A 26141-nucleotide genomic window follows, 5' to 3' on the forward strand; every position below is an offset into this window, starting at 1 on the left:
TGCCGGGGCAGGGCGCGTGGGTCAACTTGCCACTCACCGCCATATTGCCAAGCCGGATCTTTTCGTATACCGCGGCATACAAATAGCATCCGGGGTGTTGGCAGCGGCTGCCGGACCCGGGGTGCAAGCTTCTTATAACGCTTACTCGCCGGGACAGCCATGAGCCTTTACACAGACTACCTCAATGAGATCGAAACCCGCAAAGAGCAGGGTTTGAACCCCAAGCCCATCGACGATGGCGCGCTGGTTGAAGAGCTGATCGCGCAAATCAGGGACACCGGAAACGCGCACCGCGACGACTCCCTGAACTATCTGATCTACAACACCCTGCCCGGCACCACGAGCGCCGCAGGCGTCAAGGCGAAGTTCCTGAAAGAGATCATCCTGGGCCAGGCCGAGGTTCCGGAAATCTCCACCGGTTTCGCGTTCGAGCTGCTGTCCCACATGAAAGGCGGCCCGTCGGTTGAGGTGCTGCTGGATCTGGCGCTTGGCGAGGATGCCGCGGTGGCGGAACAGGCGGCTGAGGTGCTGAAGACGCAGGTCTTCCTGTATGAGGCAGACACCGACCGTCTGAAGCAGGCGTATGCAGCCGGGAACGGCATCGCCAAGGACATTCTGGAAAGCTATGCAAAGGCAGAGTTTTTCACCAAGCTTCCGGACATTGACGAAAAGATCGACGTCGTCACCTATGTCGCTGCCGAGGGCGATATCTCCACCGACCTGCTGTCGCCGGGCAATCAGGCGCACAGCCGTTCGGACCGGGAACTGCACGGCAAATGCCTGATTTCCGAGAAGGCCCAGCAGGAAATCGAGGCGCTGAAGCTGCAGCACCCGGGCAAGCGCGTGATGCTGGTTGCGGAGAAGGGCACGATGGGCGTCGGGTCCTCCCGCATGTCCGGGGTCAACAACGTCGCCCTGTGGACCGGCAAGAAGGCCAGCCCCTATGTGCCGTTCGTGAACATTGCGCCGGTTGTCGCAGGCACCAATGGCATCTCTCCCATTTTCCTGACCACCGTCGGCGTGACCGGCGGCATCGGGCTCGACCTGAAGAACTGGGTCAAGAAAACGGACTCCGACGGCAATCCGATTCTGAACAACGACGGCAACCCGATCCTGGAGCAGAAGTACTCTGTCGAAACGGGCACCGTTCTGTCGATCAACACCAAGACCAAGAAGCTCTGCCGCGCTGAGACCGGCGAAGAGCTGGCGGATGTCTCCTCTGCCTTCACCCCGCAGAAGGTCGAATTCATGAAGGCCGGCGGCTCCTATGCCATCGTGTTCGGCAAGAAGCTGCAAAGCTTTGCGGCCGAGACCCTGGGCGTTGAGCCGGCACAGGTCTTTGCGCCGTCCAAGGTGGTGTCGCATGAGGGCCAGGGCCTGACCGCGGTCGAGAAGATCTTTAACAAGAACGCTGTTGGCGTGGCTGGGGATACGGTCCTGCACGCAGGGTCTGACGCCCGCGTGAAGGTCAACATCGTCGGCTCCCAGGACACCACCGGCCTGATGACCGCGCAGGAGCTGGAGTCGATGGCCGCGACCGTCATCTCGCCGACCGTGGACGGGGCCTATCAGTCCGGCTGCCACACCGCCTCGGTCTGGGATCTGAAAGCGCAGGCCAACATTCCCAAGCTCATGAAATTCATGAACAAGTTCGGCCTGATCACGGCGCGGGACCCGAAGGGCGTCTATCACTCGATGACCGACGTGATCCACAAGGTGCTGAACGACATCACCGTGGATGACTGGGACATCACCATCGGCGGCGACAGCCACACCCGCATGTCCAAGGGCGTGGCCTTCGGTGCCGACTCCGGCACCGTGGCGCTGGCGCTGGCAACCGGCGAGGCCACCATGCCGATCCCCGAGTCCGTCAAGGTGACGTTCAAGGGCCGTATGAAGGACCACATGGACTTCCGCGACGTGGTGCACGCCACCCAGGCGCAGATGCTGCAGCAGCACGGCGACAACGTTTTTCAGGGCCGCGTGATCGAGGTGCACATCGGCACCCTGCTGGCTGACCAGGCGTTCACCTTTACCGACTGGACCGCAGAGATGAAGGCGAAGGCCTCCATCTGCATCTCCAACGACGACACGCTGGTGGGCTCGCTGGAACTGGCAAAGTCGCGCATCCAGGTGATGATCGACAAGGGCATGGACAACGAGGCCGGCACCCTGCAGGGCCTGATCGACAAGGCCGACAAGCGCATCGCCGAAATCAAGTCCGGCGAAAACCCGGCCCTGGCGCCGGACGGCAATGCCAAGTATTTCGCCGAAGTCGTCGTGGACCTGGACGCAATCGACGAGCCGATGATCGCGGACCCCGACGTGAACAACGCGGATGTCTCCAAGCGCTACACCCACGACACCATCCGCCCCGTGTCCTATTACGGCGGCGACAAGAAGGTCGACCTGGGCTTTGTCGGCTCCTGCATGGTGCACAAGGGCGACATGAAGATCGTCGCGCAAATGCTGAAGAACCTGGAGAAGAAATCCGGCAAGGTCGCATTCAACGCGCCGCTGGTTGTCGCGGCGCCGACCTACAACATCATTGATGAGCTGAAGGAAGAGGGCGACTGGGAAATCCTGCAGCGCTACTCGGGCTTTGAGTTCGACGACCTGATGCCGAAAAGCAAGGCGCGCACCGAATACGAGAACATCCTGTATCTGGAGCGTCCGGGCTGCAACCTCTGCATGGGCAACCAGGAGAAGGCCGCCAAGGGCGACACGGTTCTGGCCACGTCCACGCGCCTGTTCCAGGGCCGCGTCGTGGAAGACAGCGCAGACAAGAAGGGCGAGTCCCTGCTGGCCTCGACGCCGGTTGTTGTCCTGTCGGCGATCCTGGGCAGAACCCCGAGCATGGACGAGTACAAGTCCGCCGTGGAGGGGATCGACCTGACCAAGTTCGCACCGCCGCTGGAAAAACCCGCTGGCGCGCGCTCGGTTCATTTCTGACGCCGGCTGTTACCTTTGGGCTTCAGCCGCCGCGGTTCGCGGCGGCTGAAAACCCCCGCGCCGCCGGGCAGGTGCAAACCCTTGCCCTGCGGCGAGACTTTCAGGAACCGGCCGGGTTTGACCTCCACCCGCCGCGGCCTCGGGCGCCTGTAATCATGATTATGTTAATTGATGAGTGAAGACTGACTGGCGCGGCTTTGCCGGATTGCGGCAGGTGCCGGGCCCGACTCGCGCAAAGGTGTGCTGCTAAGTGTATGAAATAACATAGTTAGTTTGGTCGAGCGGCACTGGACTCTGCAGCAGGCCCGGGCGCTGGCCCCCGTGGAAGCAATACACGTTAAACGGTAATTGCTTTTTCATACTCCTTCTTTAAGGTGAAAAAGGTCCAACGAGGTACAGCTCATGAACCTTTCTCTCTCCAGATTCTTTGAACGGACCCCGGCGACCAATCTCGACACCTGCGACCGTGAACCGGTCCATATGATCGGAATGATCCAGAAGGGCACCGGCCTGCTGGTTCTGGACCATGCCGATGGCCGCATCGTTGGCGTGTCAGAAAACCTCCATGAAATCATTGGAATGCCAGCTGACGCCTTGCTTGGCGCGGGTATCGAGACCGTTTCGGAGGATATCTCCGGGCAGCTGGCCGAATTGACGGACAGCCCGCACATTTCCCACGAAATCCTTGATGCGCAGTTTGAGGCGGATGGCGCTGTCTATGATGTCGTCACCCACACGCACGCGGGCCGCCGCTTTGTCGAGTTCATCCGCAACGAAGCGCCGTCGGCGTCCCTGGTGCGGAAACGGATGCGGCGCTGCGGTTCGGCCTGTTCGCAGATCATGGGCGCTGTGACCTTCGAGGAGGCGATGCAGGTTGCCGCCAATGCGGTGCGCGATCTGACAGGCATGTCCCGGGTCAAGATCTACCGCTTCCTGCCCGACTGGTCAGGTTCAACAATCGCGGAATCGCGGGACGACCGGATGGAGTCGATGCTGGGAATGCACTTTCCCGATACCGATATCCCCAAGCAGGTCCGGGAACTGATGACCATCGTGCCCCACCGGTTCGTCGGGTCGGTCCAGGACGAAAACGTGCCGATCCGCGCGCTGGCCGGTCACGCCGGTGAGCTGGACATGACCTGGTCGATGGGGCGCGCAGTCTCTGCGATGCACACCGCCTATCTTCGCAACATCGGGGCGTTCTCGTCATTTTCCTGCAGTCTGATGGACAAGGGCAAGCTGTGGGGCCTGATTGCCTGCCACCACGTCGACGAGGCGATTGTGCCTTCGGACAGCTGGGCCCTGGCACAGGAAATCGGAACCGCGCTGATGCTGCGCTACGACCAGGCGCAGCGCACGGAAACCGCGGACATGATCTCGCAGCTGCGGCGGATCGAAAGCAACTTTGCGGCCGAACTGCGCCAGACCGGCGACGTCGAGGACGTGATCAAAACGCTGGTCCCGGTGCTGCAGAAATTCCTGCGCGCCGACGGGTTCGCCTTCCAGTACGGGCTTAACCTGCACACATCCGGTGAAACGCCGCCGCCGGAGTTTATCCGCAATCTGATCCGGTGGACCAAGGACAATCTGACCGGGGAGGATCAGTTTCAGACGATCTCGCTGCAGTCGATCTATCCGGACTCGGCGCCCTACAAGGACGTCGCCTGCGGGGTGCTGGTGCAGCCGATTGTGGTGCACCGGGTCTGCCAGCTCATTTGGTTCCGCGGGCCGATCACGCAAAAGGTGACCTGGGCCGGGCGCCCGGATGCCAAGATGGTGGCGGATGAAAAGACGGGTGTCACCCTGGGGCCGCGGACGTCGTTCGACAAATGGGTCGAAGAGCATAGCGACCAGAGCCTGCCCTGGGAGGAGGCTGAGCTGCAGGCCGCGCGCGAAATCTTCCAGGAGTTTCTGGACATCATCTCTTCCCAGTTGCTCCTGAAGGAGGAAAACTCATCGCTGCGCCGCTTTGCGCATATGGCGGCGCATGACCTCAAGGCGCCGCTGCGGGGCATAAGCTCGGCGCTGCAATGGATGGAAGAGGATGAGGCCGACCCCGCAAGCGTTGAAGAGCATCGCCACCTGGCCGCGCAGCAGGCGAAAAAGCTGCAGCGCCTGACCGAAAGCCTGCTGGAACTCGCCGTCCTGCAGGAGCAAAAGCCGAAAATGGTGACTGTGGACCTGGGCCTGCTGGCGCAGCAAGCGATTGAGTTGCTGGGGCATGACATCGCGGCGGCGGACGCCGAGGTCCGGATAGACGGCCTGCCGTCCTGCGTCGCCGCGCCGGACCTGCTGATCCGGGTGTTCCTGAACCTGATCGGAAATGCGCTTAAATACGGCCGCTCTGCGGATCGGCCGCTTCGGATTGCGGTCTCGTCAGAGGATGACGGCAGCTGGCACCGCATTGTGATTAAGGACAACGGCCCCGGCATCCCGCCGCAATACGCGGAGCGGATTTTCGAGCCGTCCCAGCGGCTGGTGACAGATGACAAGGCCGAAGGATCCGGCTTTGGCCTGTCGATCTGCGCCGAGATCGTCAAGTTGCACAACGGGCGCATCTTTGCCGACAAGACCTCCGAGACCGGCGCGCGGTTTGTCATGGAGTTGCCGAAAGCTCCGCTGCAATGACGCGCCCGAAGGACGCCGCCCGGCGGTCCGCGCGCGTGTGGCTTCGTGAGGCCACGCACCGTCTGCATCTGGACCTGCACAAGCATCCGCTCTACCGGCGCTTGCCGGAACCGGATCTGACCTGCCAGGAACTGAGGGCAACCGCGGCAATAACCTATTCAGCCGCGGCGGTGGTCGAGTCCAGCCGGGCCAGCCGGCAGATCTGGCCGGAGATTTCTTTGTCGGACCATCTTCAGGACCTGGCGAGGGATCTGGGTGATCAGGCGTGCCTGCCGCCGCCGCCGGGACAAGCGCATCTGACAACCGAAGCGGGCCTGCTTGGCGCGCTTTACGTCATTCATGGCTCCGCATTCGGGGCTGCCTCGCTCGCTAAGTCGGTCAGGCGCGCTGTGCCCTCGGCTCCCCGGTCCTTTCTTATGCCCCGCAACACGGAGGCCTGGCAGTACCTGTGCCGGCTGCTTGATGCGGTACCGGCGGCCGAGTTGCCGCTGCTTGCGCAGGGTGCCAAGGAAGTTTTCCGCAATTATAAACTGCTCGCCGATTTTCAGCTGGAGATTTGCCGGGCCGCCATTCCCTCCGGGGCTATCAAAATCCCGCCTGCCAGCCGCCAAGCCTGGCAATCGGCCTCAAGGTAGGCGTCGGCTGCGGCCGGCCTGCCGGAACGGGGCCAAGCGCAGCTGCGTCTTCAGTCTGTGAGCCGCCTGTCCGGATCCAGGTTGCGCGCCGGGACCCCGGACTGTGGCCCGAAGCGGCGGGCTTTTAATCCCGGCGGTGCAGGGCGGCCGCCGGACAAGCCCGCGGGGCTGCGGCCGGCTGCATCAGGCACTCAGACGCTGCGGGGCAGCGTGACGGGCTGCGGGGCCGACAGCGCCCAGTTCGAAGCTGCCGACAATCCCTGTCAGGCTGTGGGATTCGTTCTGCAGCAGCTGGCTGGCCGCCGCGGCTTCTTCTGACATGGCCGCGTTCTGCTGGGTCATGCTGTCAAGCTGATGCATGGCGCCATCAATCTTTTCCAGCCCGCGGGACTGGGCGCGCACGCCGTCAGCAATGTCGGTAACCAGGCCGGACACCGCCGACACCTGCTCGATGATGCTGGTCAGGGCATCACCGGCACGGCCGACCATCGAGACCCCATTGGCCACATGCTCCTCGCTGGCGCTGGTCAGCCCCTTGATCTGCCCGGCCGCATTGGAGGCTCGCTGCGCCAGGGCCCGCACTTCGGAGGCGACCACGGCAAACCCGGCTCCGGCCGGACCCGCCCGTGCGGCCTCTACCCCGGCGTTCAGCGCCAGCAGGTTGGTCTGGAAGGCAATGTCGTCGATCATGTTGATGATCTTGGAGATTTCCGACGAGGCTTCCTGAATCTGGTCCATCGCCTCCACAGCTGACGTCACCACCTCGGTGCTCTGTTCCGCCTCGCTGCGGGCGCCGCGCATGGTTTCATCCATCTTGCCCGCCCGTTCCGCGGTCGAGCGGATGCCTTCCGTCAGTTCGCGGATCGCGCCGGCGGTTTCCTCCAGCGTCGCCGCCTGGCTTTCGGTCCGGTGCGCCATTTCCGTGGCGGCGCCGCGCTGCTCTTCGGAGAAACGGCCGACATTCTCCGCAGCGCCGACAACCTGAGCCATTGAACTGCGCAGTTTCTCGAGGCTGCGGTTGAAGTTTTCCCGCAGCGCCTCGTACTGGCCCGCAAACGGGGCCTGGATGTCACAGGCCAGGTTGCCGCGCTGCAATTCGGACAGCGCCGCGCTCATGCTGTCGACCACCGCCGCGGTATGGCGCGCCGCCTCCACCTCGCGCGCGGCGGCCTCGTCCGCGTCTTTCAGCTTGCCGCGGAAGCTGTCGAGGCTTCGCGCCAGGTCGCCCAGTTCGTCGCCGCGGTCGCGGCCGCTGATTGCAGTCTCGTAATTGCTGTCCGCCAGCGCATTGGTGGCTTCGCGCAGCGCGTGGATCGGCCGGGTGACGCTGCGGGCCGCAAGCCAGGATACGCCAATGGCCGCCAGCAGCGCCGCGCCGATCAGCCCGGCGGCCGTCAGGCGGATCCGTTCGACCACGGCAAAGGCGGTATGCTCATCCGTTTCCAGCACCAGTGACCAGTCAAACCCCGGCAGATCCAGCGGCATCACCAAGGCTAAGGCGCGCTCGCCAAGCGAGGAGGCCACGCCTTCGAACTGGCCGGCTTCCCGTGCCCTGGCGGCCTGGATCTGCGGTGTGTCCGGCATTGCCTGCAGCACCGGGAACAGCCCTGCCGCGGACGACGGGCTGCGGGCCAGACCATCGCTGCTGACCACAAAGATATTCTGATGGCTGCCGCCCGACAGGTTGCTGGTCAGCGCGTTGACAACCCCCGCCGTTCCCAGCTGCACCGCGATCACCCCGACCACCTCCTTGCGTTTGGAGAACACCGGGGCGGCCATGAAGGCTGCGACGCCCTCTGCGCTGTGGCTGTAGGCGGCATAATCCGCTGCCACAACGGTGCCGGCCTCGGCCTGCAGGGCGGCCTGAAACACCTGGGCCAGCCCGCTGTCCGAACCAGGCTGAATATCCGTCAGGAAATCGCCCTGCTTTTTCACCGAATACACCACCTGCCCCTTGGCGCTGATCAGGTAGAGGTCCTGATAGCCGTTGAGGCGCAGGCTTTGCAGAAAGGTGGGGTGATAGGTGGTATGCGACTGGTTGTAATAGCTGCCGTCGCCTGCGTCCGTCAGTTCCTCCCGCTGGTCCGCGGGATGCGGGTTCGCCTCTGCGTAGGTCTGTTTCAGATAGGCGACGGGGTCGTCTTCCTCGACCATGCCGATCACCCGCTCGAAGTTGCCGATCGCCCGGAACACGGCCGGCTGTCCGGCCAGGCTCGACACATCTGACCGTGCGGCCTTGATCAGGAACTCCAGCGCCTGGGCGCCGGACTTGGCCTCAATCTCCTGCGCGGCAAAGGCGTTTTCCCGGATGCTGCGCTCTGCCATTGAATAGACCAGCAGGGACACGGTGACGAGAAACGCGCCCGTCAGCGCCACCATGATCATCGGCAGTTTCAGTTTCAGCGGCAGTTTCGTGGTCCGGGGCATTGGCGAAAGTCTCCTGCAATCGGCGTCGCGCCCTGGTCTGAGAGGGGCGCATACAGGAGTGTTAATCAGCAAAGTCCTGAAAAAGTGTGTACCGCAATGGCACCATAAATGAAGTTTTCCGGAAATGAGTGGAAATTTATGCCGCAAATTTGAAGTGCGGCAGAATGCGCAGAACAGGAGGTGATACCCTATATTATTATCGGCATTCCGTTTGCATCTTTTCGAAACGTCCGGAGGATGGTGACGCAAAACGGCTAGTCTGGTCATATTCAGATTTGATGATCTTGCAAAAGCAGTCCGCGGAGACTGGGGGCCGGCGGATAGGCTGCGGCTGCGCAAGGGGTAACCTTCTGGCGGATGCTTGTTTGCAGTCGGCATCGTTAAGGGGGCGAACATTGCCGCGGGTCTGGCCAAGAGTGGCCGCCGGGCGCAGGCCTGCGTCACTGATGCCTGCGCCCAAGCGCGGGCCGTTTGATTGTCCGGGCTGGTGCAGCGCGGAGGTGACCGCTGGCAGCAGCAGGCGGGGCTGGGCTGCGGTTTAAAAATCCTGCCAGAGATTGCGGGCGGCGGCTGCCGCCGCTGCAGGGGCCGGGCTGGCCTGGACCTCCCAGGTGTCCTCCCCGTGCGCCGTTGGCGGAGGCGGAGCGGCGGGTGCGGCGGCAGGGGCCGCCTGGCCGTCTGCGGCCTGGAAGCCCGCCACCAGTTCTGCCAGCTTGGCGGCATCGGAGTTCAGCATGTGGCCGGCCGCGGTGGCCTGTTCCACCATCGCGGCATTCTGCTGGGTCACCTGATCAAGCTGGGTGACGCCGGCGTTGATCTCACTCAGCCCGGTCGATTGTTCCGCCGCGCCCTGGGCAATGCCGGAGACCAGCTGGGAAATCTGGGTCACCCGCTCGACAATGCTTTGCAGCGCGCCGCCGGCCTTGCCGACCAGATCGACCCCCTGCTGCACATGGCTGGAGCTGTCGCCGATCAATGTCTTGATCTCGGTGGCGGCATCGGCAGAGCGCTGTGCCAGCGCCCGCACTTCGGCGGCGACCACGGCAAAGCCCTTGCCCGCCTCGCCTGCGCGGGCCGCCTCGACGCCTGCGTTGAGCGCAAGCAGGCTGGTCTGAAAGGCGATGTCGTCGATCACGCCGAGGATCTTGGAAATCCGGTTCGAGCTCTGCTCGATCTCTGCCATTGCGGCCACGGCGTCCTGCACAACCTCGTGGTTGCCCTCGGCTTCGGTGCGGGCCTCTTCCATCGTGGCCTCGACACTGCGGGCGCCTTCGGCGGCGGATTTGACCGATGCCGTCAGCTGATCCAGCGCCGCGGCGGTCTGCTCCAGCGTCGCGGCCTGGCTTTCGGTGCGGTGCGACAGGTCGTCGGAGGCCTGGCTGATTTCAGCGGCGCCGCTGCGGATGCTTCTGGACGCTTCGACAACCTGGGCCACGGTGGAGCTCAACGTGCTGGCGGTCAGGTTGAAGTCCGTGCGCAGCCCGTCATGCTCTGCCGGGAAGGGGTCTGTGATCTGATAGCTGAAATCCCCCCTGGACAGGCGGGACAGCCCGGTGCGCAGGGCATCGACCACTTCCTGCTGCTGCGCCTGCTGCACCTTCGCCCCGCGCCGGTCCTCTTGTGCAGAGCGGGCGGCCTTCAGGCTCTCTTGCATCTCCGCGATGGCGCGCCCGATGGCGCCGATCTCGTCCTTGCGGCCTGTCTGCCCGATGTCCCGGTCCAGATCGCCCGCGTTGACGGCTTGGAGGCCCGCGCCGATCTGCCGGAGAGGGAGGATGGCCGAGCGCGCCGCAACGGCGAGCGCTGCCAGCAGGACCGCGCCTGCGAGTGTCAGAGCGGCGAGGATCTGATGCGCAAGGCTTGCGGCGGCCGCCAGCGGGCCGGTGATGGTTTGCCGGAGTTCGATAACGACGGGCGCACTGCTGCCCTCTGCCGCGATCCGGCCGGCCGCCGCAGCCCGCAACAAGGTTTCCCCGTCCCGCGCCTTGGTGCGGACGTAGGTACCGCCGGGATTGCTGCTCAGGTAATCCCGGGCTGCCTGCATGAACTCATCCGTGTTCGGGCCGGAACTGGCGCTGTAGACGAACAGGGTGCGCGGATCGCCGCCGGTTACGGCGCCTGAGACGATTGCGTCCGGGCTGTCAAAACGGGGGGCATTCCCCAAAAGCGGTTTGATCTGGTCGAGCGCTTGGACCGCAGCCGTTGATGCGGCCGCAACAGCGTTGCGTTCAACCGCCCGCGGAATAACCAGCCAGCCGGCCGCGAGGCACAGCGTCAGAACCGCGGCGACCGGGATGGTCAGCCTGAACAGGAGGGACTTGGAACCGGTACCCATAAAACACTCCGCAACAACCGCTAACCACTGTTTGCGCCGCACAGGACCGGCACCCGGCCCGCGCCGGAAAGCCGGGCACCTGCCCGTTGACGGGACAAGTGTTCCGCGGATGCCCTAAGGATCCGGTAACAAAGACCGGACCGGGGTGCCGGATCGCGTTAAAAGAGCAGAAAATCCGGCCTTGCGAACGACGGTTCAGGTCATCTCCGTCGCTGCACGGTTCCGGCGCCGCCTGGCGTGCGCCCGCACGGGGGTGGCGGCACAATTGCAAGGAAATTTGACGAAACAAGTTGTCAAATCCGCCGCGCCGGTCAAAAACTCGGCCATGGATGATAAAGACCACGACATTCTGCGGCTGATACAGTCCAACGCGCAGCTGACTGCTGAGGCGATCAGTCAAGAGGTGGGGCTGTCCGCGCCCGCGGTTCAGAAACGGCTGAAAAAGCTGCGGGACTCCGGGGTGATCGAGAAGGAAATCGCCATCCTCTCCCCGGCCCGGCTGGGGCGGGAGATGACCGTGATTGTCCAGGTAGTGCTGGAGCGGGAAAGCCGGATGCATCTGGATGCCTTCAAGCGCAAGATGTGCAAGGCGCCGCAGGTGCAGCAGTGCTATTACACCACCGGTGAGGCCGATTTCATCCTGATGGTCATCGTCAAGGACATCAAGGAATACGAGGCCTTCACCCAGGAGCATTTCTTTGATGAATCCAACGTCAGCCGCTTTACTTCCTCGGTGGTGATGGACCGGGTCAAGGTGTCCTTGGACATTATCTGACCGCCCGCTTCAGCGTTACTCCTTGGGGGGCGGGCCTGAGTGGGCCGCAACCAAAGTGTCCAGGAACAGCTTGGTGATCCGGTTCATCGCCGGGCGCTTGCGGGTGACGGCGGCAAATTGGGATCTGTAGGAAATGGACTCCGGAAGCACTTTCCTCATCATGCCGCTGCGGACAAATTCGTCGGCCAGATGGTCCGGCAGGAACCCCAGGTAGCTGCCGGACATAACGAGGATCGCCAGCGCCTGTTCGTTCTGCACTTTGGCGGCGCGGCGGAAGCCGAGAGTCTGGCCGACAAACAGGTTGGGGGAGTTCACCCGGATGCCGGCGTAATTCGCCGCCTGCACATCCGCAAGACTGAGGCTGGAGTGGTCGCAATCCATGAACGGATGCCCCTTGCCGCAGTACAGGAACATGTCCTCGCCATAAAGCGGCGCGTAGTCCAGACTGGGGGAAGGCCGGTGCAGCGCCAGGATGCCGACATCAATCTTGCCGCCGATTACATTGGTTTCGATCACATTGGGCGGCTCCAGCGACAGGTCGATCTCAACCGCGGGGGCGGCCTTGTTAAAGGCGCGGATGGCTCCGGCGACATAGGCCTCGGGGTTGGAAGCGCATTGATCGAACAGCGCAATGCGCAGCGTGCCGGCCAGCTGCTGCTTGATTTCATTCACTTCCGCCCGGAAGTCGGCAACCGACACCAGAAGGGCCTCTGATGATTTCAGCACTTTGCTGCCCTCATCGGTCAGTGAAAACCCGGCCGGGCCGCGGTTGCACAGCTTCAGATCCAGCCGCAGCTCCAGATCCGCGATGTATTTGGAAATCGTGGATTTGCCGATGTTCAGCTCAGTTTCCGCCGCCGCCAGGCCGCCGCTTTCGGCCACGGCCTTGAACACGCGGAGCAATTTCAGATCGGCATCGGCAACATGCTGGAGGTGGGACTTGCGGTTCATCTATAGGTTCGTGATATGTGAAACTTTGCTTTCAAAAGTTTACATTCAAGAAACAAAGAACGCAATGTAGCTTCCCGCAGACCAAGGACGGATCGGACTGGCAATGACGCTGTGGAGGGCGGGCCAGCGCGCGCCTTGGACCCCAGAATGACAATACGGGAGGATATTATGTCATTTCTCAAGAAGGTCTGCACGCTGACCGCAGCCGTTTCTGCCGCCGCGATGCTGACGACCGGTGCGGTATCCGCCAAAAACTTCAAGATCGCCGTGGGCGACAGCGCGGGCAGCTCGCAGGAAGGCACCGGCAAATTCTTTATCGAAGCACTGGAGGAAAAATCCGGCGGCAAGCACACTGGCACCATGTTCCTGAACGGCCAGCTTGGCTCCGAGCAGGACACCGTGAACGAGGCTGCAATCGGCACCCTGGACATGTCGCTGCTGGCAATCAATAACGTCACCCCGTTCTCGCCGACCGTTGGCGTATTTACCTTGCCCTATGTCATCCTGAGCCTGGAAGACGCCGAGAAACTGACCCAGGGCCCGATTGGCCAGGAGCTGACCGAAAACACCATCCGGGACGCAGGCGTGCGCATCCTGGCGTGGACCTATACCGGCTTCCGCCGTCTGACCAACTCCAAGAAGCCGGTTACCACAGTTGCCGACCTGCAGGATCTGATCATCCGTGTTCCCAAGAACGAGATCATGATCGAAACCTACAAGTCCTGGGGCATCAACCCGACCCCGATGGCCTGGTCCGAGACCTTTACCGGCCTGCAGACCAAGGTGGTCGACGGTCAGGACAACCCTTACACCACCATCAACTCCATGAAGTTCTACGAAGTGCAGGAATATGTGACCAACCTGCGCTACATCTTCTCGATCGAGCCGCTGATTGTCTCTGAGGCGGTGTTCCAGGACCTGTCCGAAGAAGACCAGCAGATCCTGATCGAAGCGGGCAAGGAGGCCACCCTGAAATCGGCCCAGTACCTGCGCGACATCGAAGCCGAGATCAAGGATGAACTGGTCGCCAAGGGCATGCAGATCGACGATCCGGAAAATGACGAGGCGGAGTTCATCAAGCTGGCAACCGAAGCCGTTTGGCCGAAGTTCTATGACTCCATCGGCGGCGTTGAGAAAATGAATGCGGTGCTGACCGCCATCGGCCGCGACCCGGTTCAGTAAGCCTCTGGCAAACCTATAAAAAAAACGAAGCAGCGCTGCGGCGCTGCTTCGCACAGGGGAGGAGTGCATCATGTTCTGGAAATTTCTGGACAATATAGAAAGCTACATCTGCCGCCTATTGCTGTCCGGCTTTGTCATTCTGCTGTTTGTGCAGATCGTCTCACGCGAGGTGTTCGGCCATTCATTCTCGTGGATCGAGGAGCTGTCGGTCTACATGTTCGTCTGGTTCGTCTACTTCGGGGCCTCTTATGCGGCGCTGAAGGGGGCGCACAACCGGGTCACTTTCCAGTTCAAATTCCTGCCCTCGGGGTGGATCAAGTACATTGAGGCCTTTGCCGACCTCTTCTGGCTGTTCTTCAACTGTTACTTCCTGTGGCTGGCCACCGATTTTGTCTTCAACAAGATGAACAAGTTCTGGAAGTCGCAGACCTTGGGCATCGAGATGAAGTACATCTACATGGTGCTGCCCATCGCCTTTGCCCTGATGACGATCCGCATTCTGCAGGTGAATTACCGCAAGCTGATCCGCGGCGAAGACATCCACGATCCCGACCAGATCGACCTTGATGAAATCAAGGCCGCCGCTGGCGCGGACAACCGCACGTAACCGGGAGGGACAGGACTATGGAAACCGAAATCGTCACGATCCTGTTTGGATCCTTTTTGCTGCTGCTGCTTTTGGGCGCGCCGATCACCGTTGCGCTGGGGGTGTCGTCGCTGATCTCGTTCCTCTATCTGGACGAAAACCCGATCAAATTCGTGCAGATCGCCTTTACCTCTGTCGGGTCGTTCCCGCTGATGGCGCTGCCTGCCTTTATCCTGGCCGGTGCGCTGATGGAGGCCGCGGGGATCTCCAAGCGCCTGATCAACGTGGCCGAAAGCCTGGCGGGACCGTTCACCGGCGGGATTTCCGCCGCAACCGTGATGGCCTGCCTGTTCTTTGGCGCCATCTCCGGCTCCGGCCCGGCCACCACCGCGGCCGTCGGCATGCTGATGATCCCGGCCATGATCAACCGCGGTTACGAAAAGGGTTATGCTTCTGCTATCACGGCGTCCTCCGGCGGCCTGGGTATCATCATTCCCCCGTCGATCCCGATGGTGATCTTCGGCATCGCGGCGCTTGGCTTTACGGCACCGCCCGAAGCGGTCGAGAAGTTCGGCACCTTCCAGTCGGTTTCGATCTCGAAACTCTTCATTGCCGGCTTCGTGCCTGCCTTCCTGATCGCCACCAGCCTGCTGATCCTGAACTTCTTCATGTCGAAGAAACGCGGGTACAAAGGATCTGCCGATGGCTGGTCAATCCGCAATGTCGGCTGCGAGATGTACCGCGGGTTCTGGTCGCTGATGGCACCACTGGTCATCCTGGGCGGTATCTACACCGGGTTCTTCACCCCGACTGAGGCGGCCATCGTGGCGATCTTCTATACCCTGGTGGTTGGCGTCTTTATCTACCGCGAACTGACCTGGTCGTCGCTGTTCCAGTCGCTGGAAGCCACGACCTGGCTGACGGGCCGCGTGCTCTTGATCCTGTTCACCGCGACCGTGTTCGGCCGCCTGCTGGTGGAAAACCAGATCCCGGCGCTGATTGCGGACAGCATGCTGAGCTTTACCCAGAATCTCTATGTGATCTGGGCGCTGATCATCTTCTTCCTGCTGTTTGTCGGCATGTTCATGGAGACGCTGGCGACGATCCTGATCCTGGTGCCAGTGATGCTGCCGGTGGCTTACTCGGTGGGTATCGACCCGATCCATTTCGGCGTGGTGATGGTCTGCACCCTGGGCATCGGCTTCCAGACGCCGCCCTTGGGGGAGAACCTGTTCATCGCTTCGGGCATCTCCAACATCTCGATCGAGACGATCTCGCTGCGCGCCCTGCCCTTTGCGGCGGTGAACACGATTGCGATCTTCATCATCGCCTTCTTCCCGGAACTCTCGCTGTGGCTGCCGCGGCTGTTCGGCTATTGATCAGAAAGGATCCGATATGAAACCGATGATCACCAGCATCCTGTTTGCCACCGATCTGTCGCATAACTCCACCCTGGCGCTGCGGCATGCCGCCAGCCTGGCCCATGCGACCGGGGCGGAAATCCATGTGCTGCATGTGAATGAGCCGATTTCCGAGGATGCCCGCATCACCTTTGAGATGTTTGTGCTGAACGAAGAGACCCGCAAGTCCGCGGCCCGGCGGCGGCATGAGATGGTCAAGCAGATCCTGGCCGAGCGGCAGGCGCGGTTCTGGGCGTCTTTTGAAGGCGACGAGGCCAAGATCCGCGATCAGGTCACCTCTGTCGAGGTGACCGACGGCCACCCGGCAGAGGTGATCCTGCGCCGCTCGGTCGAACTGGGCTGCGATCTGATCGTGCTGGGCGCCCATGACCACGGGTTTTCCCACACCTTCCTGGGCACCGTGGCCAAGCGCGTCCTGCGCCGGTCGCAGATCCCGACGCTGGTAGTGCCCTACCAGAACGGCGAAGACGAGGACTGATCCTCCCCGCGGGCGGCAGCCCCCTGGCCGCCTGCGAAAGGCCATCCCTGCAGAAGGTCTCAACCCTTTGCAGGGATGGTTCTGACGTCCGGGTGCAGGTTTTCGTAGGGGAAGGTTCCCAGATCGCAGGGAAACACACCGGGAGCGGCAACCGGATAGACCGCGCTGGCAACGGGCTCGAAGTCGGCGCGGAAATGGGCGGTGCTTTTCACGCAGACCGTGCGGTATGCGGCGGGGTCCAGTCCGATATGGGTGAAATGCGCCAGATCCAGGCATTGGTTGCGGATACTGGTGACGACAAGGGTGATACCCGCCTGTGTCCCGTGCAGTTTCAACACCGCCGTGAGGCCCAGCGTCGCGGTCCCGCCGCCGTACATTTCCCCGGTGTAACGGCAGCTGCCGCCGCCTAGCGCAACCACCTGAAATTCAGCGTCAAACGGCTGGTCTCCCGCCGCGCCGGAACGCCCGCCAAGGGCGATGCGGAAGACGCTGCCCTGTCCCGCCTCATGCGCCGCTGCGGCGGCCTGGGGATCATGGAACAGGCCCATCAGCACGTCTTGCGCTCCGGCGTTTGCCAGCGCCGCCAGCAGCCCGGTGGTGTCAGAGGTGCCGCCCGCGCCGGGGTTGTCCTGCACGTCGGCCAGCACCACCGGCTTGCGCGTGCGCGGCTGGCAGGCGGTCTCTGCCGCTTGTCCGGGCGTCAGCATCGGGTGGTCCGAGTGCGCTTCCATCCTTTCGAACAGTCCGGCGATATGGTCCGCCGCCCGCGCTGCGGCGGCGGCAGCCCGGGCATAGGCGACGCAGGAGGGCCGGGTGTCCGGGAAATCCGCCGCGGTGAACCCCAGCGCGATGTCCGCCAGAACACCCGCCTGTTCCAGCGGCGGCAGCGCGTCATAGAGCTCCCGCCCCGGTGTGGCGCCGGTATACTGCGCGTGCAGCGGGATCAGGTAGTCCATCTGCCGGAATGCCTTGTGCAGCGTCCCGCCCGCCAGCAGGTGCCGCAGCACCGGCACGCAGCGGGCACCGGTTTCGGCCATATCCAGATGCGGATAGGTGCGGTAGATCGCGATGTAGTCTGCCAGCTCCACCGAGGCGGCTGAAATATTGGCGTGCAGGTCGAGACTGACCGCGATGGGCAGCCCCGGCCCGGCCCAGGCGCGCAGCCGCCGCAGGATTTCGCCTTCGCCGTCCGGGTGGCTTTCGGTCACCATCGCCCCGTGCAGATCAAGAAAGATGCCATTGAGCGGCCCGGCAGCGTGCAGCCCGTCCAGGATCTTGGCGCAGATGGTGTCAAATGCGTGATCGGTCACATGCGCCGAAGGTTCCGCCGCGCACCACAGGATGGGGGCCAGCTCCATCCCGGCTTCCTCCGCCGCCTTGGCAAATCCCGCGATGGGCAGGTTCATGCCGCGGGTTTCGCGGATCACCGCGTCCCCGTCCAGCATGGCGGGCCAGGAATCCGCCATCTCGAACTCTGCCAGCCCGGCCTTGGTGGTGCCGAAGCAGTTGGTTTCATGCTGAAAGCCTGCAATGGCGATCCGCGGTTTGGCCTGCATCAATTCTGCTCCTGCGCCCAGACGGTCCGCCCGCGGCGGATGGTGCGGGTGACTTTGGTGGTGTCGATCAGGTCCGGATCGTCAAGCGGATTGCGGTTCAGCACCGCAAAATCCGCCAGTTTGCCGGGTTCGATGGAACCGCGGGTGTCTTCCTGAAACACCTGCCAGGCGGCCTCGATGGTCTGGGCGCGCAAGGCTGACAGGGTGCTGATCCGCTGCGCCTCGCCCAGCCGCCGTCCGCTGGCGGTCAGCCGGTTCACCGCGCAATGGGCCAGGTGGATCGGCCGCGTCGGCGTGACGGATGCGTCGTTGTGGATGGTGTAGCGCACGCCGTAACGCTCAGCCGAGGCGCAGGGGGAAATCCGTTCCGCCCGCTCCGGCCCCAGGAAGGTATCGTAATGGCGGTCGCCCCAGAAATGCACATGTGCCGGGAAGAAACTTACGGTGATGCCGAGCTTCGCCATCTGCTGCAATTGGTCGTCGCGCAAGGCTTGCCCGTGGATGATGGTGTGGCGGTGATCGGCGCGCGGGTTGTCCTTTAGCGCCGCCGCCACCGCGTCGATGAACATCTGCGCACCTGCGTCGCCGTTGCAGTGGCAGTGGATCTGAACGCCCAGATCATGCAGTTTTTTCACCTCGCGCCGGTGTTCGGCAGCATCCGCATAAGGCATCCCGCAGGGGTGCGCCGGATCCACCGGCTTGTGGTAAGGCGCGCTGAGCAAGGCGGTCTGCAATTGGAACGCCCCGTCGGTGAACAGCTTGCGCGGCCCAAGAGTGAAATGCGGGTTGCCAGGCCACTTCAGCGCATCCGGGCCGCGGCTCAGCTCAGGCTCCAGTTCCCCGATTGGCAGCAGCATCAGGTCATAGCCGGGGTCCTGATCGGCTGGCAGCGAGGCGAAATGCTCCAGCATCGCCCGCGTGGCCCAGGCGTTCTGGGCGTAAGTGACGCCATGCGCCAGGTATTCATCGCGGCAGCTGTCGAACCCGGCCCAGAACCGTTCGCGGTCAATCAGGAAATCGGTATCGCCCATCTCTCCCATCGCTGACAGGCCTTCGATCAGCCCGGTCAGCGCGCCGGTCTCCGGGTTGCGTCCAAATCGCCCGCCCAGAGGGTCCGGCGTGTCGCGGTTCACGCCGTGGCGCTTCAGCGCCAGCGAGTTTGCAGATCCGTTGTGGCCTGAGGCATGGATCACCCAGATGGGATGTTCGTTTGAGACATTGTCCAACTCGGCGCGTGTGGGCATCCTGCCCTCGGCAATGGCGGTATTGTCGAACAGCACCCCCATCACCCATTCCCCCGCAGGGGTTTCCGCTGCTTTGGCCCGCAGCCGGTCCAGCGCGGTGGGGATGTCAGGGCAGTCGCCACTGGGGGCAGAGGCGAGGTTGACCCGGAACAACCGGATGAAGCCGGGATCGGGGAAATGCCCGTGCGGGTCGATGAAGGCGGGGATCAGGGACTGGCCTTGCAAATCCACCTCATGAGTGCCCGCAGGCATCTGCGCGCGCAGTTCACCCTCGGCGCCAACAGCGCGGATAGCTTCACCTTCGGTCAGCACCGCCTGGGCGCAGGAATTGGCCGCGTCCATCGTCAGGACAGCGCCGTTGAAATACAATGTGCTGGTCATGGTCTTTCAGATTTTGAGGGGTTTCGAACGGGGCCGTCAGTTTAGCGGTGCCAAGCAGCGCAGGCCGTGGCCGTTTTCGGTCTCCCACCGCGGGGTTTGCATGCAGATGTCCTGGGCAAACGGGCAGCGCTCGCGGAACTCGCAACCCTTGGGGCGGCGCAGCAGGCTGGGCGGCTCGCCCTTCAGGGCAATGCGTTCCAGCCGGGCGTCGGGGTCGGGTTCCGGGTTCGCCGACAGCAGGCAGCGGGTATAGGGATGGCGGGGTTCCTTGAAGATCGCCTCGGTGGTGCCTTCCTCGACCAGCCGGCCCAGGTACATGATGCCCATCCGGTCGGCCACGTGGCGCACGACGTTCAGGTTGTGGGTGATGATCACCATTGCCAGCCCCAGCCGTTCACGCAGGTCGTTCATCAGATTCAGAAGCTCCCCCTGCACCGACACGTCCAGGCCCGCGGTGGGCTCATCCGCCAGGATCAGCTTGGGCTCCAGCGCCAGCGCGCGGGCGACGCCCACCCGCCGCGCCTGCCCGCCCGACAGCTGATAGGGATAGCGGTCGGCGAAATGCGCAGGCAGGTTCACCATCTCCAAGAGGCGCTTGGCCTCGGCGGCCAGATCGCGGTCCTTCATGCCTTGGATGCGGTAGGGCTCGGTGATCAGGCTGCGGATCGTGAGGCGCGGCGACAGCGAGCCGACCGGGTCCTGGAACATCATCGCGATGTCCTTGCGCAGGGGGCGCAGTTCCCGTTCCGAGGCGCCGCGGATCTCCCGGCCCTCGAATTTCACAGATCCCTCCTGCGCCGGCGCCAGCCCGGCAATCGCGCGGATCACCGTGGTCTTGCCGGAGCCGCTCTCGCCCACCAGCGCATAGGTTTCGCCGGGTTCGACGGTGAAGCTGACACCGGCCAGCACGTTGACCGGTCCATAGCTGGTCTTGAGGTTGTTTACATCCAGCAGGCTCATTCCGCGGCCTCCTTGTGGTTCAGCCAGCAGGCGGCGTGGTGGCCGTCCTTCAGCTGTGTCAGCGGTGGGACTTCTGCCGCGCAGCGCGGCATGGCCTGGTCGCAACGGTCGCGGAAGATGCAGCCGCCGGGCAGGTTGGCCAGATCCGGCACCTCGCCCGGGATGGTGGGCAGCACGCGGGCACGCTCCTTGATGTGGCCCGGGTCGCAGTCGATCAGGCGGCGGGTGTAGGGGTGCTTGGGATCGTGGAAGATCTCGCGCACCTCGCCGCTTTCGACCACGGCCCCCGCATACATCACCACCACCCGGTCGCAGAGTTCTGCAATCACCCCCAGATGATGCGAGATGAACAGGATGGCGCAGTCGAATTCCTGCTGCAGCTCTTGCAGGCGCTCGATGATCTGCACCTCCAGCGTGGCATCCAGCGCCGTGGTCGGCTCATCCGCGATCAGCAGGTCCGGTTCCGACATCAGCGCCATGGCGATGGCAATCCGCTGCCGCATGCCGCCGGAGAACTCATGCGGGAACTGGTCCAGCCGCGCCTCCGGGTCCGGGATGCCGACGGCACCCAGCATCTGCGCGGCGCGCGCCCGTTTCTCGGCCTTGGACGCCTTGGAGCGGTGCTGGATATCCAGCATCTGCTGGCCGATGGACAGCACCGGGTTGTGGGTCTGCATCGGGTCCTGGAACACGATGGAAATATCGGCGCCGCGCAAGGCCCGCATCCTGCGCTCCGGCAGTTGCAGCAGATCGTCCCCCTTGAACCGCACCTCGCCCTGCCGGAACCGGGTGTTCGGGGCGGTCAGCCGCAGGATCGAGGAGATCAGGGTGGACTTGCCGCATCCCGACTCGCCGACGATGCCGACAATCTCGCCCTTGCGGACGTCGAAGGAGATATCGCGCAAGGCTTTCAAGTCGCCGCGGGCGGTCTCGTAGTCGACGCTGAGGCGGTCGATTTCCAGAAGCGTATCACTCATCTCTGTTTCCTCAGTTTCGGGTCAACCACGTCACGCAGGGACTCGCCCAGGAAGGTGAAGCCCAGCGTTGCCAGGATGATCGGCAGCCCGCCGCCCACCACCAGCCAAGGGGTCTGGCGGATCAGCGAATAGCCGTCTTTCAGCAGCGCGCCCCAGCTTGGCGTCGGCGGTTTCACCCCGAGGCCGAGGAAGGACAGTCCCGCCTCCAGCGCGATCACCGTGGGAATATCCATCGCCGCCAGCACCGCCAGCACGCCAACGATGTTGGGCAGCATGTGCACGCCCAGGATGCGTTTCATGCTGGCGCCCATGGAGCGTTCGGCCAGGATAAACTCTGAATTGCGCAAGGTGAGCGTCTGGGTCCGTGCCACCCGGCCATAGGTCGGGATCGAGGTTGCCATCACCACAAACACCACGGTTTGCAGGCTCGGCCCTACCAGCGCCACCACCGCCAGGGCAAACATCACCGTCGGGAAGGAGCGGATGGTGTCGAAGAACAGCATCAGCAGGTTGTCGAGCCACTTCGGCCCGTAGCCGGCGATCATGCCCAGCGTGAGGCCGATGGCCATGGCGCCGAAGACCGCGGGCAGCGCGACTTTCAGCGCAACCTGACCGCCCATCACGACGCGCGAAAACGTGTCGCGGCCCAGCTGGTCGGTGCCCAGAAGATGCGCGGCGGAGGGGCCTTGCAGGCGGTCCTTGATGTTCATCGCGACCGGATCGTAAGGAACGATCCAGACAGCAAAGATGGCACAGAAAACGATGGTGCCGACGATGATCAGCCCCATCAGCCCCAACGGGTCGCGGGCGACGCCGTGGAGGATCTGGCCCAGCTCGGACCGGGATTTGTGGGTGCGGCCGGGCGCAGCGGCCGGCTGTGTTCCGGATTGAACCTCAGACATTACAGTCTCCTCAAGCCGCCGTGCGGGCGCGGGGATCGAGCCAGGCGTTGATCAGGTCAGCCAGCGCGGTGGACACCACGAACAGGCCGGTCGAAATCAGCACCGATCCCATCACGATCGGGTAGTTGCGGGTGGTGATGCTGTCGATCACCAGCTTGCCCAGGCCGGGGCGGGCAAAGACGATCTCGGCAAAGACGGCGGAGCTGAGCAGAAAGCCCATGCCGACGCCGATTACCGTGACCACCGGCAGGATGGCGATGCGGAGCGCATAAACCATCACAACGCGGCGTTCATGAATGCCGAAGGCGCGGGCGGTGCGGATGTGGCTCTCGCCCATCACCTCCAGCATCGAGGCGCGCACCAGCCGGGCGATATAGCCCACCCAGCTGAGACCGATGGCAAAGGCGGGCAGCACCAGGTGATTGAGGCGGTCCCAGAAACCTTCGCCTGCGCCGATGGCCGGGAACCATTGCAGGTGCACCGCAAAGATCAGCAGCGACAGCAGCGCGACGACAAAGGCGGGCGCGGCGACGAAACTGACGGAAATGGCGGCTGTGATCCGGTCGATCACCGTATTGGGATGCGCAGCCGCATATGCGCCAAGCGCAATGCCAAGCGTGGCGGACCAGGTGATCGACCCCAGGATCAGCCACAGTGTGTGAGGCAGCTGCTGGAATACAATCTCGGTCACCGACCGGCCCGAGAACACATCAATCCCCAGATCGCCCTGCATCAGGTTGCCATAGAAGATCAGCAGCTGTTTCCAGATCGGCTGATCCAGCGCCAGCTCTGCCGTCAGCCGCGCCTGCAGCTCTGGCGTGGCGCGCGGGCCCAGCATGATCTGGACCGGATCGCCGGGGACGGCGCGGATCATCAGGAACATGACGGTGACCGCCACGATCAGGATCAGCAGTGCCAGCCCGAACCGCCGGGTTGCATAAAGTAACATGGCCGCATGGCCCCCTTGTCTTCGCTGTGCGGATGAAAACGGCACGGCTGCGCCGCATTATGCAGCCGTGCCAAGTCAGGCCCGGCGGGAGGACCGGGCCTGAGGGGAGTGTCAGGCCTTGCCGAAGTAGCGCAAGAGCGCCAGCCCGTCGGGCCTCAATGCAGGCACTACTCCGGCGGAATGCACCACTGGCGTCGCCTCATGGGTCAGGAAACGGTAGGCCCCGCTTTCCTCCATCAGGTCCTGCGCCCGCCGGTACATCTCGTCCCGCTTGGCCTGGTCGGTCAGCTGCGCGGCCTCGGCATGGATCTTGTCGAACTCGTCGTTGCTGAACTGTTCCCAATTCCAGTGGCCGACCTGTTCGGTGGTGAACCAGGAAGTCGCGTAATACGGGTCCGGGGTCATCGAGTAGCGGTTCAGCACCAGCTGCAGATCCTCGTTATCCGCGCTGGCCCAGAAGGCGCCGGATTCCAGCACGTTCACCTCTACCGTGATGCCGATCTGCGCCAGTGTCGCCTGGATCACCTGCGCCGCGGTGGTGAAGGTGGTTTTGTTCAGCGTGTCGAGCTTCAGCGTGACGTTGGTTTCACCGGATTCCGCCAACAGGTCCGCGGCCTTGGCAAAATCCGCTTGCGGCGGCACCAGCGATTGCGGTCGGTTCCCGACCAGACCCGGTGCGATGATGCCGGTGGAGGGTTCCACGGCGCCGAAATAGGCCGCTTCCAGGACCGAGGGCACGTCGATGGCATGCTGAATCGCCTGGCGCAGTTTTTTGTTCTGCAGTTTGGGGTGATCCAGGTTCATGCCCAGCCAGGCGTAATAGAGTGACGGGTACTCCAGCAGCGTGCCGCCGTTCGGCACCCCGTCCCGGTAGCGCGCGACCGAGCCGAGTGAGACGCGGGTAAAGTCCAGTTCTCCGGCCTCGAATGCGATCTCGGCGGTGTTCTCGTCGTCGATCGGCAGGATCTCGATCGTGTCCCAGGCGGGGGCTTCGCCCTTCCAGTCCGGGTTGCGCTTCAGCACGGTCTTTTCCTTGGGCGACCAGCTGTCGCGCAAGTAAGGGCCGGATTCTGCCAGCGGATCGGTTGTTGCCTTGCCGCCTGCGGCCTCCCAGGCCTTTTTGGACACGATATTGCCGGTGATATAGGGCAGCGCGATGCTCCACAGCGGGGCAAACGGCTCTTTCAGCACGATGGTGCCTTCACGCTCGCTGGTCACCTCGACATGGCTTAGCGGGCCCATGTCAGGTTTGTTCGGGCTTTCGGTCTCTTCCGCAACGATCCGCTCAAAGCTGAATTTCACGTCTTCGGCGGTCATTGCGCCGAAGCCGTTTGTGAACCCGATGTCATCGCGCAGTGCGAATTTGATGTGGGTTTCGTCGCCTTGCTCGATCATCGCGGCAGCGTCCATCTGCCAGTCCCATTCGCGGCCCGGCTTATACTGGATCAGCTTGTTGTAGATCGAGGCATGGATCTCCTCGTCGATCACACCCTTGGAAAAGGCCGGGTCGATGCTTTGCAGGTCGCCATAGGAGCGCACCCGCAGGGTACCGTCCGCGGTTGCCATCGCGCGGCTGCCCAGGCCCATCGGCAAGACGGCGGCCGCCCCCAGCGCGGTGGCGCCCTTCAGAAAATTGCGCCGTCCCACCGGCGCCTTGGTCCATTCGATCCTCATAGTGTCCTCCCTTGGATCAGATCCACTGAGCCCGCGAACCGGGGCCCTCTCCTGCTGCCGCTCGGTTTGCCGCCTCCACTCTCCAGCCCTCCCGGCCGGACCGCGGCTTGCCATACTCACGCGGCTTGGCTCCAGAAACGCCGGTTTCGCCGGATTCAAAACTGTGCAAACATGCGCGAACTGACACGGGATGATCCACACTCGCGTCAGAACGCGAAGGATATTGACGCTTGTCTGGGAATTTTTCAGAAAATCTGCGCTCGCTCTGCGCTGAGCATGGCAGCATTGCGCAGATCTGCCGCGAGATCGGCCTCAACCGCCAGCAGTTCAACCGCTACCTCAATGGCAGCAGCCTGCCCTCCGCGCACAACCTGCGCCGGATTGCCCGGTATTTCGCGATCCCGGAATCGCAGCTGTTTGCCGCGCAGTCAGAGTTTGAAGCCCGCCTCGCCGAGGCAGCCGGTCCCGCCACGCACAGCCCGGGCGAGGAATTCCTGGCGCCCTTCCGCGGACAGCAGCGCAATCTGAAACGCTACCTCGGCTTCTACCACGCCTATTTCCACACCCCCTCCTGGGGCGACGGCATCTTCTGCGCGCTGACCCGGTTCATAGAACAGGACGGGCTGATTCTGTCCCGCAACCTGGAAATTGCCCATGACCCGGAGCAGAGCATCCGGCAGATCTCGCGCTATCGGGGGCTGGTGGCGATGCGGGGCAACCGGCTGTTCATCACCGAGCACGAGCGTGCCCGTGAAGGCAGCGTGGCGCAGACCATCCTATTTTCGGCCCACCGGCAGCAGCTGAAATACCTGCGCGGCATGACCATGGGGCTGGCCTGGCGGCCGTTCCCCCGCCCCTATGCTGCGCGGACGATCTGGAAACGGCTGGATGAGCGGGTCACAGCGCGCGAGGCGATTGCCGCCTGCGGCGTTCACCCGGTGCGCAGCCCGCGGATTGACCCGACAGTCAGGAAATATCTGGAAACCCCGGCCAAGGAAGATCTGCCGGACATCAACGGCAGCTACCTGCTTTAAGGCTGCAACCCCGGTGAGAAAGGCGGCCCTTCGGCCGCCTTTTCTGTTTTATTTCCGGTTTCAGTTGCCTGAGCTGCTGTCATCGCTGCCGCCG

The 26141-nt window shown here is 63.3% G+C and carries 18 protein-coding genes and 1 pseudogene; 9 read left to right on the top strand and 10 right to left on the bottom strand.

Translation table 11 applies throughout. From position 1 onward, the window contains the following. The first annotated feature begins 159 nt into the window (after positions 1-159). The 3 genes from CAER_RS0103150 to CAER_RS0103165 all read left to right on the top strand — a co-directional run bounded on the left by CAER_RS0103150 (position 160) and on the right by CAER_RS0103165 (position 6215). Complete coding sequence (locus CAER_RS0103150; RefSeq protein WP_027234050.1) at positions 160-2952, top strand: bifunctional aconitate hydratase 2/2-methylisocitrate dehydratase; 2793 nt, start codon at positions 160-162, stop codon at positions 2950-2952. A 402-nt stretch (positions 2953-3354) separates the two neighbouring features. Next, positions 3355-5580 carry an ATP-binding protein gene (locus CAER_RS0103160; protein ID WP_027234051.1) on the top strand — a complete coding sequence of 742 codons (2226 nt, stop codon included), beginning with the start codon at positions 3355-3357 and terminating at the stop codon, positions 5578-5580. Then, a complete protein-coding gene (locus CAER_RS0103165; RefSeq protein ID WP_027234052.1) occupies positions 5577-6215 on the top strand; it encodes a heme oxygenase-like domain-containing protein in 639 nt (212 codons plus the stop codon). The genes CAER_RS0103160 and CAER_RS0103165 overlap by 4 nt, the downstream gene beginning before the upstream one ends. 183 nt (positions 6216-6398) lie before the next feature. Here CAER_RS0103165 and CAER_RS0103170 read toward each other — a convergent pair whose 3' ends face one another. Together CAER_RS0103170 and CAER_RS27290 are read right to left on the bottom strand one after the other, a co-directional pair. Then, positions 6399-8642, bottom strand: a complete 2244-nt coding sequence (locus tag CAER_RS0103170; RefSeq protein WP_027234053.1) for a methyl-accepting chemotaxis protein — start codon at positions 8640-8642, stop codon at positions 6399-6401. Between the two features lie 538 nt (positions 8643-9180). After that, positions 9181-10488: pseudogene (locus CAER_RS27290) on the bottom strand (methyl-accepting chemotaxis protein); the annotation flags it as partial. Positions 10489-11302: 814 nt separating this feature from the next. Here CAER_RS27290 and CAER_RS0103180 point away from each other — a divergent pair. After that, positions 11303-11752 (top strand): Lrp/AsnC family transcriptional regulator, encoded by a 450-nt coding sequence (locus CAER_RS0103180; RefSeq protein WP_027234055.1) that lies wholly within the window; start codon positions 11303-11305, stop codon positions 11750-11752. A 15-nt stretch (positions 11753-11767) separates the two neighbouring features. Here CAER_RS0103180 and CAER_RS0103185 read toward each other — a convergent pair whose 3' ends face one another. Further along, positions 11768-12703 carry a LysR family transcriptional regulator gene (locus CAER_RS0103185; protein ID WP_027234056.1) on the bottom strand — a complete coding sequence of 312 codons (936 nt, stop codon included), beginning with the start codon at positions 12701-12703 and terminating at the stop codon, positions 11768-11770. A gap of 168 nt (positions 12704-12871) precedes the next feature. On the opposite strand from CAER_RS0103185, the gene CAER_RS0103190 reads away from it, so the two are divergent. The 4 genes from CAER_RS0103190 to CAER_RS0103205 all read left to right on the top strand — a co-directional run bounded on the left by CAER_RS0103190 (position 12872) and on the right by CAER_RS0103205 (position 16370). Beyond that, a complete protein-coding gene (locus CAER_RS0103190) occupies positions 12872-13885 on the top strand; it encodes a TRAP transporter substrate-binding protein (RefSeq protein WP_027234057.1) in 1014 nt (337 codons plus the stop codon). A gap of 70 nt (positions 13886-13955) precedes the next feature. Then, the gene (locus tag CAER_RS0103195) at positions 13956-14492 is read left to right on the top strand and encodes a TRAP transporter small permease (RefSeq protein WP_027234058.1); all 537 of its coding nucleotides are present in this window, start codon (positions 13956-13958) and stop codon (positions 14490-14492) included. Between the two features lie 17 nt (positions 14493-14509). Beyond that, positions 14510-15850: a TRAP transporter large permease gene (locus CAER_RS0103200; RefSeq protein ID WP_027234059.1), complete on the top strand. Its 1341-nt coding sequence runs from the start codon at positions 14510-14512 to the stop codon at positions 15848-15850. 16 nt (positions 15851-15866) lie between these two features. Continuing rightward, the gene (locus tag CAER_RS0103205; RefSeq protein WP_027234060.1) at positions 15867-16370 is read left to right on the top strand and encodes a universal stress protein; all 504 of its coding nucleotides are present in this window, start codon (positions 15867-15869) and stop codon (positions 16368-16370) included. Between the two features lie 59 nt (positions 16371-16429). Here CAER_RS0103205 and CAER_RS0103210 read toward each other — a convergent pair whose 3' ends face one another. The 7 genes from CAER_RS0103210 to CAER_RS0103240 form a co-directional block, all read right to left on the bottom strand. Beyond that, positions 16430-17926, bottom strand: coding sequence for a M81 family metallopeptidase (locus tag CAER_RS0103210; RefSeq protein WP_036796825.1), 1497 nt, complete (start codon positions 17924-17926; stop codon positions 16430-16432). Continuing rightward, positions 17926-19551: an amidohydrolase gene (locus CAER_RS0103215; RefSeq protein ID WP_027234062.1), complete on the bottom strand. Its 1626-nt coding sequence runs from the start codon at positions 19549-19551 to the stop codon at positions 17926-17928. Before CAER_RS0103215 ends, CAER_RS0103210 begins: the two co-directional genes overlap by 1 nt. A 36-nt stretch (positions 19552-19587) precedes the next feature. After that, positions 19588-20511, bottom strand: a complete 924-nt coding sequence (locus CAER_RS0103220) for an ABC transporter ATP-binding protein (protein ID WP_027234063.1) — start codon at positions 20509-20511, stop codon at positions 19588-19590. After that, positions 20508-21488: an ABC transporter ATP-binding protein gene (locus tag CAER_RS0103225; RefSeq protein ID WP_027234064.1), complete on the bottom strand. Its 981-nt coding sequence runs from the start codon at positions 21486-21488 to the stop codon at positions 20508-20510. Before CAER_RS0103225 ends, CAER_RS0103220 begins: the two co-directional genes overlap by 4 nt. After that, positions 21485-22390, bottom strand: coding sequence for an ABC transporter permease (locus tag CAER_RS0103230; protein ID WP_051357657.1), 906 nt, complete (start codon positions 22388-22390; stop codon positions 21485-21487). The genes CAER_RS0103225 and CAER_RS0103230 overlap by 4 nt, the downstream gene beginning before the upstream one ends. Positions 22391-22400: 10 nt before the next feature. Continuing rightward, positions 22401-23339 (bottom strand): ABC transporter permease, encoded by a 939-nt coding sequence (locus CAER_RS0103235; RefSeq protein WP_027234066.1) that lies wholly within the window; start codon positions 23337-23339, stop codon positions 22401-22403. A gap of 111 nt (positions 23340-23450) precedes the next feature. Beyond that, a complete protein-coding gene (locus CAER_RS0103240; protein ID WP_027234067.1) occupies positions 23451-25013 on the bottom strand; it encodes an ABC transporter substrate-binding protein in 1563 nt (520 codons plus the stop codon). Positions 25014-25243: 230 nt separating this feature from the next. Here CAER_RS0103240 and CAER_RS0103245 point away from each other — a divergent pair, with 230 nt between their 5' ends. After that, complete coding sequence (locus CAER_RS0103245; RefSeq protein WP_027234068.1) at positions 25244-26047, top strand: helix-turn-helix transcriptional regulator; 804 nt, start codon at positions 25244-25246, stop codon at positions 26045-26047. Positions 26048-26141: the final 94 nt, after the last annotated feature.

It is taken from the genome of Leisingera caerulea DSM 24564, from assembly GCF_000473325.1.
In the GTDB taxonomy this organism is placed as follows: domain Bacteria; phylum Pseudomonadota; class Alphaproteobacteria; order Rhodobacterales; family Rhodobacteraceae; genus Leisingera; species Leisingera caerulea.